The sequence below is a fragment of the Tenuibacillus multivorans genome (assembly GCF_900103915.1).
GTDB classification, from domain to species: Bacteria; Bacillota; Bacilli; order Bacillales; family Alkalibacillaceae; genus Tenuibacillus; species Tenuibacillus multivorans.
In genome coordinates this window covers 351037-369528 of sequence record NZ_FNIG01000001.1, presented here as the reverse complement: position 1 = coordinate 369528, position 18492 = coordinate 351037, and the positions used below count along the sequence as shown (strand labels likewise).

General features: G+C 39.0%; 18 protein-coding genes. 2 read left to right on the top strand and 16 right to left on the bottom strand.

The genetic code is table 11. The features are described 5' to 3' along the window. Positions 1 to 11 precede the first annotated feature (11 nt). Together lipA and BLP77_RS01910 are read right to left on the bottom strand one after the other, a co-directional pair. Entirely contained in the window at positions 12 to 935 is a 924-nt protein-coding gene (lipA, locus tag BLP77_RS01915; protein WP_093855409.1) for a lipoyl synthase, read from the bottom strand. 21 nt (positions 936 to 956) lie between these two features. Beyond that, on the bottom strand, positions 957 to 1796 hold the full coding sequence (locus BLP77_RS01910; RefSeq protein ID WP_093855408.1) for a lipoate--protein ligase family protein: 840 nt from the start codon (positions 1794 to 1796) through the stop codon (positions 957 to 959). Positions 1797 to 1984: 188 nt separating this feature from the next. On the opposite strand from BLP77_RS01910, the gene BLP77_RS01905 reads away from it, so the two are divergent. Continuing rightward, positions 1985 to 2320, top strand: coding sequence for a helix-turn-helix domain-containing protein (locus BLP77_RS01905; RefSeq protein WP_093855407.1), 336 nt, complete (start codon positions 1985 to 1987; stop codon positions 2318 to 2320). Positions 2321 to 2373: 53 nt separating this feature from the next. Here the strand turns inward: BLP77_RS01905 and BLP77_RS01900 are convergent, their stop codons facing one another. From BLP77_RS01900 to BLP77_RS01865, 8 genes are all read right to left on the bottom strand, one after another. After that, positions 2374 to 3003, bottom strand: a complete 630-nt coding sequence (locus tag BLP77_RS01900; protein ID WP_093855406.1) for a class D sortase — start codon at positions 3001 to 3003, stop codon at positions 2374 to 2376. Then, positions 3000 to 3812, bottom strand: coding sequence for a TasA family protein (locus BLP77_RS01895; RefSeq protein WP_093855405.1), 813 nt, complete (start codon positions 3810 to 3812; stop codon positions 3000 to 3002). Before BLP77_RS01895 ends, BLP77_RS01900 begins: the two co-directional genes overlap by 4 nt. 63 nt (positions 3813 to 3875) lie before the next feature. Then, positions 3876 to 4763 carry a TasA family protein gene (locus BLP77_RS01890; protein WP_093855404.1) on the bottom strand — a complete coding sequence of 296 codons (888 nt, stop codon included), beginning with the start codon at positions 4761 to 4763 and terminating at the stop codon, positions 3876 to 3878. A gap of 52 nt (positions 4764 to 4815) precedes the next feature. Then, positions 4816 to 5460: a TasA family protein gene (locus BLP77_RS01885; protein WP_093855403.1), complete on the bottom strand. Its 645-nt coding sequence runs from the start codon at positions 5458 to 5460 to the stop codon at positions 4816 to 4818. A 92-nt stretch (positions 5461 to 5552) separates the two neighbouring features. Then, complete coding sequence (gene sipW, locus BLP77_RS01880; RefSeq protein ID WP_093855402.1) at positions 5553 to 6128, bottom strand: signal peptidase I SipW; 576 nt, start codon at positions 6126 to 6128, stop codon at positions 5553 to 5555. Beyond that, positions 6109 to 7218, bottom strand: coding sequence for an amyloid fiber anchoring/assembly protein TapA (tapA, locus tag BLP77_RS01875; protein ID WP_093855401.1), 1110 nt, complete (start codon positions 7216 to 7218; stop codon positions 6109 to 6111). The genes sipW and tapA overlap by 20 nt, the downstream gene beginning before the upstream one ends. 297 nt (positions 7219 to 7515) lie before the next feature. After that, positions 7516 to 7698: an SE1832 family protein gene (locus BLP77_RS01870; RefSeq protein ID WP_093855400.1), complete on the bottom strand. Its 183-nt coding sequence runs from the start codon at positions 7696 to 7698 to the stop codon at positions 7516 to 7518. Positions 7699 to 7789: 91 nt separating this feature from the next. Further along, positions 7790 to 8314, bottom strand: coding sequence for a hypothetical protein (locus tag BLP77_RS01865; RefSeq protein WP_093855399.1), 525 nt, complete (start codon positions 8312 to 8314; stop codon positions 7790 to 7792). Between the two features lie 184 nt (positions 8315 to 8498). Between BLP77_RS01865 and BLP77_RS01860 the strand changes: the two genes are divergently transcribed. After that, the gene (locus BLP77_RS01860; RefSeq protein ID WP_093855398.1) at positions 8499 to 9611 is read left to right on the top strand and encodes an RNA-guided endonuclease InsQ/TnpB family protein; all 1113 of its coding nucleotides are present in this window, start codon (positions 8499 to 8501) and stop codon (positions 9609 to 9611) included. 299 nt (positions 9612 to 9910) lie between these two features. Here the strand turns inward: BLP77_RS01860 and hutG are convergent, their stop codons facing one another. From hutG to hutH, 6 genes are all read right to left on the bottom strand, one after another. Beyond that, the gene (hutG, locus tag BLP77_RS01855) at positions 9911 to 10870 is read right to left on the bottom strand and encodes a formimidoylglutamase (RefSeq protein WP_143001390.1); all 960 of its coding nucleotides are present in this window, start codon (positions 10868 to 10870) and stop codon (positions 9911 to 9913) included. Next, positions 10857 to 12116 carry an imidazolonepropionase gene (gene hutI, locus BLP77_RS01850; protein WP_093855396.1) on the bottom strand — a complete coding sequence of 420 codons (1260 nt, stop codon included), beginning with the start codon at positions 12114 to 12116 and terminating at the stop codon, positions 10857 to 10859. The genes hutG and hutI overlap by 14 nt, the downstream gene beginning before the upstream one ends. Positions 12117 to 12223: 107 nt before the next feature. Next, positions 12224 to 13888: a urocanate hydratase gene (hutU, locus tag BLP77_RS01845; RefSeq protein ID WP_093855395.1), complete on the bottom strand. Its 1665-nt coding sequence runs from the start codon at positions 13886 to 13888 to the stop codon at positions 12224 to 12226. Between the two features lie 15 nt (positions 13889 to 13903). After that, positions 13904 to 15244, bottom strand: coding sequence for a YjiH family protein (locus BLP77_RS01840; RefSeq protein ID WP_093855394.1), 1341 nt, complete (start codon positions 15242 to 15244; stop codon positions 13904 to 13906). Between the two features lie 136 nt (positions 15245 to 15380). Then, positions 15381 to 16928 carry a helix-turn-helix domain-containing protein gene (locus BLP77_RS01835; RefSeq protein ID WP_093855393.1) on the bottom strand — a complete coding sequence of 516 codons (1548 nt, stop codon included), beginning with the start codon at positions 16926 to 16928 and terminating at the stop codon, positions 15381 to 15383. A gap of 12 nt (positions 16929 to 16940) precedes the next feature. Further along, a complete protein-coding gene (hutH, locus tag BLP77_RS01830) occupies positions 16941 to 18413 on the bottom strand; it encodes a histidine ammonia-lyase (RefSeq protein WP_093855392.1) in 1473 nt (490 codons plus the stop codon). Positions 18414 to 18492: the final 79 nt, after the last annotated feature.

Below are 18492 nucleotides of genomic sequence, written 5' to 3'. Positions count from 1 at the left end.
TGGCTATCCTGTTATGATGGGTTTTTCATATAATGTTCTTCATACTGTTCACGACGACGTTTAGCCGCTTCACTTACCTGTTCATCAGCGTGGTAAGATGAGCGAACAAGCGGTCCAGCCTGGCAATGTTTAAAACCTTTTTGGAAGGCAATTTTCCGTAATTCTGCAAATTCCTTTGGCTCGTAGTAACGTACCACGTTTAAATGGTTTCGCGTCGGCTGTAAGTATTGTCCAATCGTTAAAATATCGACATCATGCTCAAGTAAGTCATCCATCGCTTGAAAGATTTCTTCTTTTGTCTCTCCTAAACCTACCATAATACTTGATTTCGTTGGTACATCTGGCGCTACTTCTTTTACGCGTTTTAGTAACGTTAAAGAACGATCATACGTGGCTTTGGAACGAACTGTTGGTGTTAAGCGACGAACCGTTTCAATATTATGGTTGAAAATATCCGGCTTCGCATCCATTAATGTTCTTAAGCTATCATAGTCACCTTTCATATCTGAAGGTAATACTTCGACGGTTGTACCCGGATTACGATGACGAATCGCTTTAACAGTTTCCGCAAAAACGCCTGCTCCACCGTCTTTTAAGTCATCACGCGCTACAGCAGTCACAACGGCGTGGCGAAGTCCCATAATTTCCACAGATTCCGCAACACGCTCCGGTTCCTGCCAATCTATTTCGGTTGGTAGCCCTGTTTGAACAGCGCAAAAACGACAACCACGGGTACAAACGCGACCTAAGATCATAAAGGTTGCGGTTTTTCGAACGGCCCAACACTCATGGATATTTGGGCAACGCGCTTCCTCACAAACCGTATGTAAGTTTTTCTCGCGCATCATTTTCTTTAAGCCCGTATAGTTTTTATTCGTGTTGAGCTTAATTTTTAACCATTCCGGCTTTCTAACGTATTCATTCTTTTTTGTCATCCATTCCACCCCTTCATGTGATTAATGACTCCCCTTTTTACCTTTAGAAAAATTCCAATCATCTGACTGGTATTTTTCTTTAGCCAAACTGATGACCTCTTGCTCCTCTTCTGCTGTTAACTCATATGGCTTAAGTTGTATATCTAAGCCTTTTTCAAATCCATGATAAAAGGCTTCCTCCACCTCATCTAACGTCAGGTTGCGGCCTAGATAAGCTTCCATAGTTGTAGCTTTATCTGCAAACTTAGTCTTAACACGTTGACGTACGTTATCACTAGGGTAAACAAATAAATCAAAAAGCTGATCGTTATCCATACTAATCGGAACAGATCCATGCTGTAAGATGACGCCTTGCTTACGCGTCTGCGCACTCCCAGCAGCTTTCTTACCATCAATGACAAGCTCATACCAAGATGGTTCATCAAAACAAACGGCTGAACCGGTATTATTCAGTTTCCCTTCTGGTACGGCCATTTCAGCATCAATGTTTAAATTCCGATAACCTTCTAATAAACCTTTCGTAATAACGCGATATGCTTCGGTTACGGTCTTAGGCATTTTCGGATGGTCTTCTGACACAACGACACTATAGGTCAATTCGTGATCATGCAATACAGCACGACCTCCAGTTAGGCGACGTACAAAACCAAAACCATGCTTTTCTACGTTATCTATATGTATCTTTCCATCAACCTTTTGGAAATATCCAACTGACATCGTGGCCGGATCCCATGTATAAAAGCGTAATACTGGCGGAATCTGGCCCTTACTATGCCAATGCAGCAAACACTCATCAAACGCCATGTTGTAAGCTGCATCATGCGAGCCTGTATTAATAAAATACCATGTTTCTTTGGTCATGATGAACACTCACTTTTTCTTAACGATTTATTCCAACAATTTCATCTTAACAATATAGAAGCAAAAGATACACCGAAATCTGAAATAATTTTAGTTTAATTTTAAAACATTTCGCTCAAAATGTGCTATATTATGGGTAGAACAAGAATAAAGAGAGCCTTCTCTAATGGTTAAGGAGTTTTTAAATCATGATTGGTGAGCGCGTCAAAAAATATCGAGAAAAACAAAATATGTCTTTAACAGAACTGGCTGAACGTGCTGGCGTAGCAAAGTCGTATATAAGCGCTCTTGAACGCAATATTCAAAAAAACCCATCCGTTCAATTTTTAGAAAAAGTAGCGTCGGAATTAAACATTACCATTGACCATTTAATCAAAGATGATATGGATGAAGATGAATCGTCAAGTGGGCTTGATGCGGATTGGGAGGAACTAGTTCGAGAAGCGATGAATTCGGGGGTCTCTAAAGAAGAATTCAAGAGTTTCTTAGAGTTTAATAAATGGAAATTGAAGAATGATGATTAAACCGCCTTTCCTTGATAGGCGGTTTTGTTAAGTAAAAATGGAAAAGCCCCCAATTAGGAGGCATTTTCGGATACTCTTTTAGCTTGCACAATTAGTCTGTGAGTAGGGTTATATATAGGCTCACATGTAATTAAGGTTATAATGGATTCTTCAGCATTAGATTTTAAAACTGACACGTCATTAGGTAAAACAACCTCTGTTTGAAAAACAACGTATTTTATCTCTCCTTCTAATGTCTCAACAGTCAATCGATCACCTATACGCATTTCATCCAGTCGATTAAACAACCGACCGTGTTTGTAAGCTCGATGTGCAGCTATCCCCGTATTCCCAACTTCACCTAGTGGATCTGTTTCGTTTAAAATACCAGCACCTATATTTAAGTTTTCCTCAGTTGCCCCTTTTAGCAACGGGAGAGTTAAATTGATTTTATCTATATGCAAAAGGCCGACAACATTTTGGCTCAACTGGGGTGATTCGATGCTGGCGTTCGGTTCACCTTGCGGATCATCACCATGTAATTGAATTTCTTCCCTTGATTGACTTTCAAATAAATCATCTAATTGTTGAAACTCTTCCACGAGTTGTTTTTCTTGTGATGCGTAAATTTGTTTTTGCACATGCGGGAAAACGATTAACCCAATTCCGATTAACATTAGAAGAACTGCTATAAACCGTTTCATCTCTTATCGCCTTCATACTTTTCTACCTTTCGTTTTCTTTTAAATAAAACAGTTCCTACTATTAATAACAATCCACCTGCAATATAAAACTGATATGGAATCTCTTCTCCTGTTTCAGGAAGGAGGCTATCACTTTTAACGTCTTCTACTGTTGACTCATCTGTCACATCATCTGGTAAAGGCTCTAAAGGCCCACCTTTGCCGTCGCCTGGGTCGTCTGTATCGTCGCCCGGTGTAGGTTCTGGTGTATCTTCTGGATTAGGTTGTGGATCTGGATCAGGGTCCGGGTCTGGATTCGGTTCTGGATCTGGGTCTGGTTCAGGATCTGGGTTCGGTTTTGGATTTGGGTCTGGATTTGGTTCTGTTGGTTGTGCTTCAGCCCAGATTAAAATCTTAAATTTAACTGCAAGTCCCTGAAACTCATTCCCTGATTCATATGGTAAAGTAGCCTTAAATTCTATTTCATCCGTTTCACCTTTTTCTAAAAAACGAGGATCAAATCCTGTGAAATCTGCTAAACTTCCCTCATAAAGCTCAGCATCTTCAGAATCAGTGACTTCTAACAAAAATTGATTAAAGAGTTTTTTTGACCCGCTTTCAAATTTAGATTCAGCATGAAAATAGTAATCATGATCTCCAGTATTCTCCACCATTAAATTTTCTCGCATATAATCGCCAGGCTTTAGGTTTTCAACGTCAAATAAAAATTCCTCATCAACATCAATTGAGACATGGTCGGCATATGATTGCATAGGCGTAACCAGTAAGAACAAAACCATTATTATAAACATAATAGATTTCTTAACCAACTCAATGCCTCCTTCCTATTCGTTATGTAAATGGGTAGAGGGATGGAGCCTCTACCCTATAAATTATTCACCATTATTGGCTTCTTCATTTGTTTCAATATAGCCATTTTCTCCTAAATCTTCCTCAGTAATTTCTTGGCCATCCCATTGAGTAGCTTCGAATGAGAAGGTTAAAGTTGCTGAATTGGCTTGGAAGATGTTCTGATAATACTCATTAGTTTCTTCCCCATCAACCACTAACATTTCATCTGTATTATCAATGAACTCAACTTTTAGGCGAAGAACATCCTCATCATATGGATTAAGTGGTAAACCTTCCCAGCTGTCATTTGTTTCGGTTGTCACATTTAGACGATGACCTTTCATATAACGGCTGTCATTAATAGCTGAATAAACTGCATTTCTTGCCTCTGCAATTTCGGTTGAATTAGAATCTTTACTACCGTCGCCATAGATAGAATCTGATGCTAAGTAAAAATCTTTTAAGGTAACGTTATCTTCTTCATCTATCAAATCTTTTTCATAGTTTCCACCACTCTCAGCGCCTAGCGTAATGATAGAAACTTTGAATTGATTTAGATACTCTAGAACATCTTCATTTGCTTGGTCTACCCAAGCATCATCTGGCGCTTCCATCTCATTCACTGCAAAGTATTCCTCTGGCGTCTGAAAATCAACTGATTCAATGGCCATTAGAACTTCTTTAATTGCCAATGAGCCATTATTAACAAATTCGATGTCACGAGTAATGTGGTCGCCAGGTTTTAAGTTAGAAACATCAAACGTGTAAGGACCGTCATATTCGCTCAAATCCATTTTTAACGTACCTGTAGCGAATGAAGCATTTGTATCTTCTACATCGTTAAACGCTGCAAATGTCCCACCGGCTACTAATGCAAGCCCTAAAGCGGCAGACATTGAAGCCATTATTAAATTTTTCTTAAGCTTCATATAACCTCTCCTGTATTTATTGTATTTTTATCATCTTTTTAGAGCTCAGTGATTAACCGTCGCTACGATCTTCACCAGGCATTTGAGTCGCTTCAAAAGTCAATCCGATATCTGCCCGCTCGTTTTGGTACTTGTTTTGAATAAAGTAACGTGAGCCATCAAATCTTGTATCATCGTCCTCAAACGTAAATGTAATTTCATACATTAATGCTTCTTCCGGATTTAATGCAGCTTCATCATCGCCTGTGCCTGTAATATCACCGCTGAAGCCTTGGAAATTATCTAAGGTATCATTATAGACAGAATTTCCCTCAGCATCTTTCACTTCTACATTAAATTGTGAAAAGAAATCAGAATCTGAATTGTTACCAGCACCATCATAAAGCTTTTCATTTAGGTTTAATGCATCTTCATCATCCCAACCAGAAACTTCAATGTCAGTAAGTATTTGATTAATATCTAAGCTGCCATTGTTTTCAAGGACAAGAGTTTCTGTCCAATGGTCACCTGGCTTTAAGTTTTCAAGCTCGAAATCAATCGTTGACTCTTCGCCAATAACTAAGTCAAGAGTTCCTGCTGCAAACGTGTTTTGTGTTTCTTCCACGTCGTTAAACGCAGCCCATGTTCCTCCTCCAATTAATGAAATTCCTAGTGCTCCTGTTAGAACACCGATACCAAGTTTCTTTTTGATATCCAAAATAATTCCTCCTTCTTACCTCTCCCCTGAGGCATTTGTAAATTTTATATATTTCATCGCAACTAACTTTTAGTTAATTACGATAAATAACACTATGAAACATTTTCTGATGAACTAGATTCGTTTTTCGTCTTTTGTTCTTCTCGGACCGCTATATATATAGATTTAGCTGAACTAAACAGTAACCAAACTCCCGGTATGAGTAGTAATATAACTAAACCAAATTTGGAATTCGCAAAGTCCATGGCATAGCCCAAGTAAGGGATATTAATACCACCATGTACCCCGTATATATTTGCCGGTAAAACAGCATTAGGGTCAGCGTATTCATTATGATCACCTTTAGTACGGAACATCAGTTGGTTATCATTGTTAATCACGTCAATAATTCTGTGTGTGACAAATACACCTTCTTCTTGCTGGAACATAATCGTGTCGCCTACCTTTAAATTACGGGCATCAAACTGTGTTTTCACCCCTATAACTGCACCTGTTTTAATGGCTGGCTCCATTGAACCGGAGTAGACCACTTTAAGCTCTTGACCAAAAATGCTTGGTTTACCATCCGTCATGACGGATGTCAGCACTAGTGTTGCGACAATCAATAACATTCCGATCAATAGGGTATTTACAATTCTTCCAGTCCACTTAATCAGTTTGACCTTCATCTTTTCCACCTACTTTTTGCTCAGATTCATCTGTATTTTCCTGAGTGTTTTCTTTGACTGCCTCTCCATCTGGTGTAGGTTGTCTGTCTTTTTCTGGTCCACTGGATTCATTCTCACTAGTGTTAGTTTCTTCAGATTTTGGAGCGTCCTCTTCTTGTTCGGTATTGTTTTCTTCATTTATTTGTTCCTCTGAAGATGTTTCTTCACTTGGTTCATTTTCGTCAGATGTGTTTTCTTCTGGAGTTTCGTGTTCTTTGTTTTCACCATTCTCTAGGTCTTCATTTTGTACTTCTTTATCGGGACTTGGGTTTTCGTTTCCGTTATTTAAACTTTCATCACCATCATTGCTGTTTTCTTGGCCATTACCATTGTTATCACTTCCGTTACCTTGACCGTTGTCATTATTTTTGCCATTGCCGTTCCCGTTACCATTACACTGTCCATTACCATTTCCTTGGCCATTGTTTCCACACTCATTATCTTTGTTATCGTTTTCCTCATTGCCGCCCTCATCGCCAGTTGCATCCTGGCCTTCCTCTACGTCGCTTGGGGCTTCAGCACAATCCTTTACTTGAATAGAATTGCTATAGCCACCGTTATCGCCACCTGGATGACCTTCTGGACGAATAAATCTAAATTTATATTTTCCGTTTTCTAAAGAACCGTTATATTCTAGATTCGTTGACTCACCTGATTTTAGGAGAGGAATATCTCCTTCAAAGATCACATCACCATTATTACCTTTAGATATCTTTATCACATGGTATTTCCATGGTGATAACATATCGCCATCACCACTGTTTCTGACTTCAGCCCATATTCCTGTACATGAACCACCAGAGCCCATACCATCAAAATCTAGTGAACTCTTATCCCATTCCCCAGGTTCATCAGGTAATTCATCTTCACTTAATTCCCATTTAACATGCAGTGACGATGATATGTCCTCAATGTCATTAAAGGCTGCATTCGTTGAACCAACCATCAGTGATAAAATTAAAAAGAATAAATATATACTAATTAATGGTTTAATGTATAAATTTCTACGAAGCTCTTTTTTCCTTCTTTCTGTTAAACGACCTCTCCTCATAATGATAAGAACCCCTCCTGGTAGGGAATTATTGTTCTATGTAAAGAATTTTTGTAGAAGTTTGTTCTTTATATTGAACACATATATAAGTATAGTTGTTTATATTAGGTTTGAAAAATCCAATTTTCGCCCCAAAATTCTCAATAATGAACAAATATTGTTCTCTGTTGAGAACAATACCCCTTTTACTTAAAATTCCTTAAGTTTTCTCCATTTATCTTTGTTCTTTATAAAGAACACCTATACAAAATAAAAAACCTTGCTTCACTTCATGAAACAAGGTATCGGTCATTTGTCCTATTCACTTGCAGCTTCTAATTGCCTGCGAAGACTGATTAATTCTTCTTCTAGACGTGATAATGTTTTTTCAAGCATTGTGACATTACCTCCGTTAGCTTCCAATTTATCTAAATCACCTTGGATACGGATATAATCCATCTTAAGTTGGTCAATCTCTTGTTGAATCTCCTGCTTCTTCATTTCATCACCTCATTCTCTCTCTTTCTATTACTATTGTAAGAAAAATTAGAAGTTTTTCCAAACAAAAAGGCTAGGTATTTTTTCACCTAGCCTATCTATGAAATATAAAGTTTTCTAACACGAGCTGTTGGGCTTCTGTTTGACCTTCAAGCTCATAATCAATTTCAAATGTTTCTAGATCGTATTGGTATTTAGAATTTAACAGTTGAACCTCAAACACTAAGGTGATATAAGGTGCCTTTAATTGATAGTTTTGCATGCTTTTATAAGAATCGATAATCTGACGGTTTTCTTCTGAATATTTATAAATGACATTCGTTTGATTCGTCTCATCTACATAAGTTTGTATATTAATGTCAGAGTGATCAGCCGATAAGACTTGGCCTTGATCCGTTATAATTCTAATATCGTTTATCTCAGGTAATTCGTCACCTGTCCATTTAAGTTTTTTACCAATATATACTCTATCGTGCTCATCAAACAGTTCATCTTGGGCTCCGGCATGGCTCATGCTAACGAATTCACCATCACTACTGTTCGCTTCTACAACTAAGTAACCAGCCAAACCAATGATGATAATAGATAACCCGAGAAACAATCGATGTAGCTTTTTCATCTGAATTTTATCGCAGGATACCCCCACTTCAAGGAGTGGGAAGGGCTTCTAGCCCAATGAGTAAGTGGGGGAGGAATGTGATGTTGCGTTAGCAAACATTCCGACTACGATTTCCTCCTTTCAGTTGTCATTCTTCCACTATGGTATAATGAAAATATATTAATGAAAGGTGGTGAAATAGAATATGGAGTTCACGCTTACGGCTAAAGTCAAAATCAATCCAACAACCGAGCAAGCCAAACTATTACAAGACACCGTACATGCCTATCGAAAAGGATGTAACTTTGTGTCTAACATCATTTTTGAAAGCAAGTTGTTATCACCGGCTAAATTACATAAAAGAACTTATCGAGAACTTCGATCCATTTTTGGACTTCGCTCTCAAATGGCCCAATCTGTCATGAAAACCGTGATCTCCAAATACAAAACGAATCAATCGAATGGTCACCAATGGTCTTTAGTAGGCTTTAAAAAACCACAATATGACTTAGTTTGGAATCGTGATTATTCTCTTGCCAAAGGCTTATTGTCTGTTAATACATTACAAGGTCGTATAAAAGTTCCCTTTAACATAGAAGCAATGGAGCAATACTTTGATGGAACTTGGACATTCGGTACGTCTAAACTTGTTCATAAACATGGTAAGTGGTTTTTACATATCCCCATTACAAAAGATGTGCCTGAGATAGATGAACACGACGTTAATCAGGTTGTTGGAATTGATTTTGGGCTTAACTTCGTTGCAACTACTTATGATTCTAAAGATGAAACAACGTTCTTTAAAGGTTGTCACATCAAACATAAACGTGCTAGGTACAAACATCTTCGTCAACAATTACAACAAAAACAAACGCCATCTGCTCGAAGACGTTTAAAGGCTATTGGCCAACGAGAAAACCGTTGGATGCAGGATGTTAACCACTGCATTAGCAAGGCACTCGTTGACCAATATGGTAAACATACATTATTTGTTGTAGAGGATTTAACCGGTGTTCGTCAAGTGACCGAAAAAGTACGATTGAAAGATCGATACCAAACGGTATCTTGGTCCTTCTATGATTTGCGTCAGAAACTGGAATACAAAGCCATCATAAAACAAGCTAAAGTCATGGCCGTTGATCCAAAATATACGTCTCAAACGTGCCCTAAATGCGGTCATACAGACAAAGTAAACCGTAACAAAATGAAGCATGTTTTTTGTTGTGTAGCATGTCACTATACGTCGAATGATGATCGTATAGGGGCCATGAATCTTCAGCGAAAAGGAATTGAGTACTTGGCTGAAGTAACATCATAAGCATGCCTTATGATGTTGGGTAGCTGTCAGCCTGCCCTAATGTGACACCAATTTAAGATAGGAGATTATAAATCGTTAGCACTATTGGGTCGTCACAAGCCCCCACTTCAAACAGACCGTGAGGTCGTTAAGTGGTGGGTAGTTGACCTAATGGTTCACTCCAATAGAACTTATGATTTAGTATTTTGATCCTATAAGTTTATTTCGACAAAGTGAACCAAATTCCTTTAAAAAAACTAAGGCTTATCGCAAAATTAGCGAATGCCTTAGTTTTTTAGTGTAAAAACCTTAAATATAAATTATTGGCTAAGTTCTTTCCCCTTTAAATAAGAAAAAAGAACGTGGCTTGCAACTCGGCTTGTCATATTTCGAATATCGATAGTTGGATCGATCTCGACGATGTCCATCCCTTGAACCATCTCATGTTTTGCCGCTTCTTCAACAGCTGTTAATAATGTCCAACTATCCATTCCACCCGGGCCTATTGCTGGGCATCCTGGTGCAAAAGCCTGATCAAGAACATCCATATCGACTGACAGATAAATTAAATCGACTTTATCCTTAAGGTAAACAAGTGATTGTTGAATGATGTCTTCAATGTTTTGACGATAAACATCCTGCATCGTATATACCTGTACACCTTGATCCTTGGCATAATCAGCGTATGCCTTAGCATTTGTGAAATCTCTTATCCCAATTTGAACGATATGCTCACCCTTTAGAACCTGGTTTTCAATCGACCGTCTAAATGGTGTGCCATTTGTCGGGCCACCGTCTTCTAAGTTTCGTAAATCGTGGTGAGCATCAAACTGAATGACACCTATTGTTCCTTTATGCTTTTGGTGAGCTTTGATTGATGGAAAACTAACTGAGTGATCGCCACCGAAAACGATGAGATTCTCGACTTCTTGTTTGGCCAACACGTGATCAATCGATTTATAAATACGGTCCTGCGATTCAAGAATATCAGTCTGTTGCATGACAACATCACCAAAATCAACAATCGATTGGTCGCGAAAGTCATGGCCTGAATGATTCGCATAAGTCGAATAACTCGCCATCGCCTGACGAATAGCACCCGGAGCGAATGATGCTCCAGAGTGACTAATCGATGGTTTAGATAAAGGGGCGCCTAAGACACCGTATTTAACCGGACCTGTGTGCTTCTTATCCGGAACGAGTAATTCATTAAATTTTGTCGTATGGCGATCCACAAACTTCGCTTCTCCTGCTGGTTTTAAAAAATTAGACAAGGAGATCACCTCGTTTGTAAAGCTTTTGTCCAGATTTAATCACGGTATTCACGTGATTGACGCCATAATGATACGGGATGTACATGTAATTCGGCGCGTCCCAGATGACGACATCAGCCTGGCGTCCTTTTTTAATTTGTCCTGCTACGTCACCACGGTTAATCGCATGAGCCGCATTAACCGTGACAGCATGCCAGATTTCTTCAGGTGTCATTTTCATTTTTAGAGCTGCTAATGACATGATCAGCTGGATATTTTCCGTGACGCTACTTCCTGGGTTAAAGTCAGTCGAAATAGCAATAGCCGCACCCTCTTCCAGCATTTTTCTTGCGCGAGCAAATTCACCTTTGCCCAAATAAAAGATTGTACCCGGTAAGAGAACGCCGATTGTGTCTGAACCAGCTAATTGCTTGATGCCTTCGTCAGTTGCTACAGCGAGGTGATCGCCTGTCTTAGCACCAAGCTCGACCGCAAGCTGTGTCCCACCTAACGGATCAATTTCATCCGCGTGAATTTTTAGGTCAAAGCCGTGGTCTTTAGCTTTTTGCAGGTAACGTCGCGATTGTTCGACGGTGAACACACCTGTTTCTGTAAAAATATCGACGAATTCGGCTAGATTCTCGTCCTTAATTTGATTGAACATCGCTGCCATGTCATCTAATAACGCATCTGGGTCATCCTTGTACTCTTCTGTAATCGCATGTGCGCCAAGAAAGGTTGAGACAAGGTCAAGCGGATGGTTTTCTCCCGCTTTTTTGGCGACACGAAGCTGTTTTAATTCTGTTTCATGATTCATGCCGTAACCACTTTTCGCTTCTACTGTCGTAATGCCATAAGTCGCCATACGATTAAGATGAAACATCGCTTTTTCATAGAGTTCTTCTTCCGTTGCTTTTCGTGTTGCACGAACCGTTGATAAAATCCCGCCACCTTGCTTCAAAATGTCTAGATACGGTACCCCTTGCTGCTTTAATGCCATCTCATGTTCACGTGACCCACCAAAAACAAGATGCGTATGTGGCTCAACAAGCCCAGGTGTTACGAGCTTACCTTGGCAATCAATTTTTTCATCTGCTTTGACATCTGCCAACTCATCATTCGGGGCGATCGCTTCAATTTTTCCATCTTTAATGAAAACCGCATAATTTTCTTTCACATCTAACTCGTTCATTGCTTTACCGTGAACGGGCCCTTCTTGCTGATCCATCGTTAGGAGCTGTCCAATATTATAAAGTAGTGTTGTTTGTGTCATGTAGAAATCCTCCTATGAAAACTATTTTATAGTCAGGTAAGTTATTGGGGTGAGTCGCCATCGATTTGATTCGTCAACCCGGAGTTACCCCACCCATTCAAAATTTATTAATCATCCAACATTGGGATGTCGACACCTTTTTCGTGAGCTGTTGTCTCTGCTAATTCGTATCCTGCGTCAACATGGCGCGCGACTCCCATACCTGGGTCAGAGGTTAAGACGCGTTCTAAACGTTCAGCCGCATCCTCTGTTCCATCAGCCACAATAACCATACCGGCATGTAACGAGTAGCCCATACCAACACCACCACCGTGATGAACAGATACCCAGCTTGCACCGTTCACCGAATTAATTAAAGCATTTAAAATTGGCCAGTCAGCAACGGCATCTGTTCCATCCTTCATACCTTCCGTTTCACGGTTAGGCGATGCCACCGAACCTGCATCTAAATGGTCACGACCAATAACAACCGGTGCGGAGATTTCTCCTGATGCGACCATATCGTTAATGATTTTACCAAAACGAGCACGTTCGCCATAACCTAACCAGCAAATGCGTGATGGTAGCCCTTGAAACGCCACTTGTTCACGCGCCATGCGAATCCATTTACATAGATGCTCATTATACGAAAACTCTTGTAATAAAACGTCATCAATTTTATAAATGTCTTCTGGATTTCCAGATAACGCAGCCCAGCGGAAAGGCCCTTTTCCTTCACAAAACTGCGGACGGATAAAGGCTGGAACAAATCCTTGGAAATCAAAGGCATTCTTAAGTCCTTCGTTATAAGCTTCCTGACGAATGTTATTACCATAGTCAAACGTAATGGCGCCAGCTTTTTGTAAATCGAGCATTGCCTTAACGTGGGTTTTAATGCTTGTAAGTGAATCCTGCAAATATTGATCTGGATTGTCTTGTCGCATTTTCGTTCCTTTTTCCATGGAATACCCTGTCGGTAAGTACCCATTTAAAGGGTCATGTGCTGATGTTTGGTCTGTGACTAAGTCAGGGATTTCTCCACGTTCAACAAGCTCCGGGAGCACATCAGCGGCATTACCTAATAAGCCGATTGATAATGGTTGGCCAGCAGCTTTCGCCTGTTTGGCTAAATCCAGTGCTTCATCTAATGACATTGCCATTTTATCTAAATACTTGTGATCAATCCGGCGCTTGATTCGTGATTCATCAACCTCTACAGTAATAACAACGCCGTCATTCATCGTGACAGCAAGTGGTTGAGCACCACCCATACCACCGAGACCTGCTGTCACTGTTAACGTACCTCGAAGTGATCCATCAAAGTGCTGACGAGCCGCTTCTGCGAATGTTTCATACGTCCCTTGTAAAATCCCTTGTGTTCCAATATAAATCCAGCTTCCTGCCGTCATTTGGCCATACATCATTAAGCCTTTCTTCTCAAGCTCACGGAAATGATCCCAATTCGCCCACGCTGGAACTAGGTTTGAGTTTGCGAGTAAGACACGCGGAGCATCTTTATGCGATTTGAAAACGGCAACAGGCTTCCCGGATTGGACGAGCATCGTTTCGTCCTCTTCTAACCGTTTTAACGTTTTGACAATCGCTTCATAACTCTCCCAATTACGGGCAGCCTTCCCGATTCCACCGTAAACGACTAACTCATCTGGGTTTTCAGCTACTTCAGGGTCCAAGTTGTTCATTAACATGCGTAAAGCTGCTTCCTGAACCCATCCTTTTGTGTTTAACTCAGTCCCTCTTGGGGCACGGATTTTCTGTTTAACATCTTTAGACATATGCCATTCCTCCTCTTAAGCTAGTAAAAATGCAATTGGTGTTGCAATAATAAGCGTTAAAATAACGCGTTCTACATAAATGATCACTAAATCGGAAATTTTTACTGGAATTTGGGTTGATAAAATAACTGGAATAGATGCAGAAAAGAATAAGATTGATGATATCGATGTTACACCGATAACAAATTTTGTAACAAACCCTGCTTCAGCCACTAACAAGGCTGGCAAGAACATCTCAGCGATTCCCATAGCAGCACCCTTAGCCGCTAGCATGGCATCAGGAATCTGCAATAAAGCCGTAAATGGATAAAAGATATATCCTAAAATATCAAAAAACGGTGTAAACTCGGCTAATAATAACCCAATTAAACCAACTGATAGAATTGATGGAAGTATACTCATCACCATGATGAATCCATCTTTTAAGTTGATCCATATATTTTTACTTAATGACGGGGCCTGTGATGCCGCTCTAAGACCATTCGTCCAGGCCTCTTTAATAATATTACCTTCTACTTTTGGTTCTTCCACTGGTTCACCTGTGTAGTACTTTTCATCTACACGGTTTAATGGCCAAATTCTAACTGTAATCGCTGTAACGATAAACGTAATGATGAGGGTCGTCCAAAAGAACGTATTCCAAATATCCATAAACCCTAAAGTTGAAGCAACAACAATCATAAATGTTGCCGATACAGTTGAAAATCCAGTCGCAATAATCATGGATTCTTTTAATGAATATTTACCTTCTTTATAAACGCGGTTTGTGATTAATAATGCAATTGAATAACTACCAGCAAAGGAAGCAAAAGCATCAATCGCAGAACGACCTGGTGTTTTAAAAATTGGTCGCATGATCGGTCTCATAATAGTTCCGATAAATTCTAGTAAACCGTAACCGACAATAAAAGCTAGAAATACAGCACCAATTGGAACCAATAATCCGACTGGTATCACTAAGCTATTAAATAAAAATGGTCCAATATCTGGGTCGAATAAAAAGGCTGGTCCAACCTCAGTTATAAGCATAATCGCTACAATCAGACCCAATACTTTTAGGCATGAGAAAACAATCGTCACTAAATCCTTATTCCATTCCTTCTTATAAAAGGGATAGATTGCCCCAGCCAAAATCACTATTAAGGCATAGTAAGGAACTATTGAGGGAAAGGTTTCTTCAAACCAAGTGACAATATGATCTAGCATAATCGTTGAATTATCACCGATCGTAACTGGTACAAAAAATACGAATAACCCGATAAAACTAAAAATAATTAACTTTATAATAGTGTTAAAACTTGGTGTTAAATCGCTTTCATAATTGTGCTGAACTTTTCTTAGAGGTTCATTAGACATTGATATCTCCTCCTTTATCTCTATTGTATGAGATAAAGAGACGAGATTTCTTTTATAATTTTCAGAATTTATTAAGTATTTTGTTGGTTATTAATCGACATATTTTACCTTATTTCAATTTTTTATAATTATATTGCTATTTTTTAATGATATTGTTCTTATACGCATTAGGACTCATACTATTCCACTTTTTAAACATTCTACTAAAGTATGATTGGTCTTCATAGCCAACTAAGTAGCCTATTTCCTGCATAGACTTTTCAGTTGTTTCTATTAAATGTTTGGCATTTTCAATTCTTACTTTTTGGATATATTCACTCATAGACTGGCCAGTTTCCCTTTTAAAAAGATGACTTAAATAGTATTTATTTTTACCCACTTGGTCAGCCAATCGATGCAGTGATACTTTTTCAAAATAATGATCCTCTATATATTCTATTAGCCCTTGGGTCACTTTAGAATAAATAGCTTCTTCGGATTGGTTAAGATTACTGAATAAGCTATAGCAAAAATAGACAAGTTTTTGGACAATTACGGATAGTTCTTCACCATTCAGGATGTCATTAAACATAAGTTGATATTGCTTTTCTAAGCTTAAAAGATCCTCATTTCTTAACATGAATCTTCTAATATTGGCCATGACACTCGTTAACTTAATTCGAATAAAATCAGGGTGCGGGAATTGATCTAAATCATTATATTCGATTAAAAATAAGTCAAACAAATATTCCTTAATACCTTGCCGATCTTGATGGGTTAAAAAATATACAAGCTTCTCTTGTTCTTCTGGTGTCAAGATCGGGTCAATCGTATGCAAAGCGAACGGGTGACCATAACGAAAAACTTGATTAATGCCATAATAAAATTTTCGTTTAATGGAAGTCTTGGCTTCAACATAGGAATCCCTAAGCTTATAAATATCTGTATACTCATTGCCTAAACCAACCGTAATAGAGATATCATATTGTTCTTTTAATAATCGCAGCAATCTTATAAAAATACTTTCAAAATCCGTTAAACGGGCATCATGATGTAAAGCCTTTACATTAAAAATAAGAACAATCCACTCTTCTGTTGGGATTACGTAAGGACTATACTCTTGAAGTTCCTCTTGAATAATCTGTAGAACACGACTTCGCCCCATTTTCAGGTTAGTAGTCGAATCAATTTCAATTACAGATACGAACTTTGGATCCTTGCTCTTACCCCGTTCTAATAGTTCTCTTACTTCGCTCATTTCAAAGTGATAATCAAATAACCAGCGATACATGTTGCTATCTTGTGTGACAGCGTTACTTTTCGTTTGTTTGTCACTCAGGTTAGCATGACGAACAATTTTTCGTACACTCGCTGACCATTCATTAGGGGATATCGGTTGAATAAATAATCCCTTAGCATTAACTTCTAATGCTTCCCGAGCTGTTCGGAAAGTTTGATGAGCTGAATGAATAATAATCGTTCCATCCATATACTTTAGTAAATTTTTGATGCGTAACCATTCAAATTCATTGAACAAATCTAAATTAATGATTAATAGCTCAACCTTCTCCTGCCTTAAAACCTGTTCAACCTTTTGTGGTGTGTTAGCTCTCAATATTTCTTGATGAGGAATTTGATTCGTCGAAATTAACCATTCGATTCCTTTTTGTTCTAATTCATCCGCTTCAGCAATTAAAAACCTCATATAAATCACCTTCTAATTTTTCATCCACGCTTGCAAAGCTTCTATATCCTTTGAAAACACTCGATCTTTCTTAATACTTGGGACAATCTCTCTTGCAGCGCGGTAGAGTGATTCGGTTTCATTAGCCATTAAATGGGTACCACGAAGTTCTACCGCCTGCATGGCGCAAATTAATTCAATAGCGATGACACGTCTAACATTTTCAATAATTTGTGAAGCATGGCGTGCCCCGATTGTTCCCATGCTGACGTGATCTTCCTGGTTAGCTGATGATGGGATTGAATCTACACTTGCAGGATGAGCTAGCGTTTTATTTTCAGAAACGAGTGATGCAGCGGTATACTGCATAATCATTGCCCCCGATTGTAATCCCGGTTCTGAACTTAAAAACGGTGGTAAGTCGTTCAGTTGCGGATTAACGAGTCGCTCAATTCGACGCTCAGAGATATTCGCAACCTCAGCCATACCGATTTTTAATAAGTCCATTGCAATCGCAATCGGTTGACCATGGAAATTGCCGCCTGATAACACTTTTCCTTCATCTGAAAAAATGAGTGGGTTATCGGTTGCAGCGTTGATCTCAGTTTCTAATTTTTCCTTTACATACATTAAGGTTTGCCAAGAGGCACCAAGCACTTGTGGAATACAACGGATTGAATAGGCATCCTGAATACGGACTTCTCCTTGCTCTGTCGTTAATTGACTATCGGCTAAATATTCACGAATGCGCCCAGCTACTTCCCGCTGTTCCACATGGCCTCTTGCAGCATGAATTAAATCATCAAAGGCATCGATGACACCATTAAGCCCTTCCATTGTCATGGAAGCAATTTTTTCTGTGTTAAATAATACTTGTTCAGCATCTAAATAGGCTAAAACACCCACTGCTGTCATGGCCTGCGTTCCGTTAATTAGCGCTAGCCCTTCCTTGGCCTTTAGTTGAACTGGATCAATTTTTTCTTGATTAAACGCAATCGGTGTCGGTACCTTTTCACCCTTATAAAACACTTCCCCTTCCCCTAGTAAAACTAACGTGAGGTGAGCCAATGGGGCGAGATCACCACTTGCCCCAAGTGAGCCTTGCTGCGGAATAACAGGATGGATACGATGGTTAAGTAAGTCAACGAGTCGTTCAATAATGACCGGTCGTACACCCGAAAAGCCTTTTAATAATGCATTAGCCCTCAGTAATATCATTGCCCGACTGACTGCTTCAGAGAAAGGTTCACCGACACCACAAGCATGGGAATGGATTAAGTTTAGTTGCAATTCATCGAGGTCATTTGACTCGATTTCAACATCACTAAACTTGCCAAAGCCTGTATTAATACCGTAAACAATTTGGTGATCATCAATATATTCTTCAACTGTAGCACGGCTTTGGTTAACTTTTTCTAAACTTGTTTTGGATATGGAAACGTTTTCAAAATCGTATATAACATGTTTTACTTGCTCTAAAGATAAATGAGTACCTGTTAATTCCATGCTTTCACTCCTTTTGATGTAAACTTAAACAATTTTGACCTGAACTTAAATAAAGATTATTAAAACTTAAACATTTCCT